2 protein-coding genes are annotated in these 1,936 nt (G+C 44.6%); one reads left to right on the plus strand and one right to left on the minus strand.

Features of this window, described 5'->3' with window-relative positions:
* On the plus strand, positions 1 to 1,087 hold a 1,087-nt coding region (locus tag E1140_RS01305), incomplete at its 5' end, for a Gfo/Idh/MocA family protein (RefSeq protein WP_155178238.1).
* 171 nt (positions 1,088 to 1,258) lie between these two features.
* On the opposite strand, the gene E1140_RS01310 is transcribed toward E1140_RS01305, so the two are convergent.
* The coding region (locus E1140_RS01310) for a DUF3471 domain-containing protein (protein WP_155178236.1) at positions 1,259 to 1,936 on the minus strand (678 nt) is incomplete at its 5' end.

The raw sequence follows: 1,936 nt of genomic DNA on the forward strand, positions 1-1,936 counted from the left end.
CAAGCGTACCCGTTTCGAAAACGTGCTGAATGAGCATTATGAGAAGGAAAAGAAAAAAGTTGAAATCAAAACTTATGAGCGCTATCAGGACCTTTTTGCAAGACCAGACATCGATGCCGTGGTGATCGCCACTCCTGACCATTGGCATGCCTTGGTGGCCATTGCAGCTGTTGAAGCTGGTAAAGATGTGTACCTCGAAAAGCCTATGACATTTACCATCACTGAAGGTCAGGCGCTGGTTAAAGCTACACGTAATAACAACCGTGTTTTAGGCATTGGTAGTCAGCAGCGTTCAGATCCTAATTTCCAGCATGCCGTTAAAATGGTTCAGACTGGCCAGCTGGGAAAAATTGAAAAGGTTAATGCGTATGTAGGAGCGCCCCCTACTCCTTACACCCTCCCTGCTGAGACCGTTCCTGAAGATCTGAATTGGGATTTATGGCTTGGACCATTGCCCGGTAACTTACACTATAACAAGGAGTTAAACCCTCCTATTTCTCTTAATCCTCCAAAAGATGAAGAGTTCTGGGGCGGCTGGCGCTGGTATAAAGAATTTGGTGGTGGTTTCACTACCGACTGGGGTGCCCACATGTTTGACATCGTTCAGTGGGGACTTGGTATGGATCGTAACGGTCCGGTTGAAGCTGCACCTATTGGCGATGGAACTGAGTTCATGCAATTTAAATATGCCAGTGGCGCTGTGGTAACTTCTGAGCCTTTCAATGACAAATTGACCAAAGGTGTGAAGTTTATGGGTGATAAAGGCTGGTTAGAAGTTTCTCGTGAGCATTACCTGGCTTCAGATGATTCATTAATGCCTGCAGATAACTCTGATAAAGAGGTTCCTTATGAGCAGCTTATCGCACATCCACAAAACTTCATCAATGCTGTCCGTGACCGCGTAGATCCTGTTGTGCCAGTAGAAATCGGCCACAGCTCTTGTACGGTTTGTACATTAGGCAACATTGCCTGTGACCTTGGACAAACCATCCAATGGGATCCATTAAAAGAAAAGTTTATTGGTGATAAAGGTGGCGTGGCTAAAGCCAAATTGCATTACAAGTATCGCAAGCCTTATAAATTGTAAGTTAATTTTAGTGGCGTCAGAGTAGTTGTCGCCATTTATAATTGAGAAAATAATTTCTCCCCCGACTCGTTCGGGGGTCTCTTTATTAGCTACAGATCCAGAGATACCGGAACAGGTCCGGCAAGATCATGAACAAGGAGAGAGGCCTGTCGGTAGAGCCTCTCTCCTTTTTTATTCCTTTACAAACTCAAACCCAAAGAAATTCAGGACATTAGCCTTACCCGAATCACTGATGTCGAAGTTGAATTGCGTGCCACTCATTCCTGAGTACACGTCCTTATAGCTGAATGTATTATAATGCCAGTGCTCATACAGCCCCTTGTGCTTGTTGTTCAAATTTAAATGCAGCATATCATCCTTTTGGGCAATGATGATCTCGCCATACATAGGATGTTTGTAGGTTCCTTCATATGCCACTAGCTCCAGCGTTGTTTTCGTGCCCTCTACTTTACTCTCTTTCTGCTTTTGGGCATATTCCTTACTAGCCTTATCAAAGCCTGCATACAGATCAAAAATCTCTTTGTGCCAGTCACGGTCACCACCCAATGCGTACAGATCAAATACTTTGTACATAATAGCATGACGCAGCTCGGCATGATCCATATTACCAAAGACATAAACACTCAAATTATGATCACGCAGCTGACCGTTAATAGCAATTAATCCGGCAAGACTGCCCGTGTGAAAATCCACCTTCTCCCCTTTGTAATCGTGCTGAAACCAGCCCAACCCATAGCTCGTCCAGTGCGGTTTGGTGAGCTGTGTGGTAGGATAAAAGCTGCTTTGAGGAATTAGTGCTTGAGGTGTAAACAGGTATTCAAAAGTCCTGCTTTTTATCAGCGTATCTCC

It is taken from the genome of Fulvivirga lutimaris, assembly GCF_009711525.1.
Taxonomy (GTDB): Bacteria; Bacteroidota; Bacteroidia; order Cytophagales; family Cyclobacteriaceae; genus Fulvivirga; species Fulvivirga lutimaris.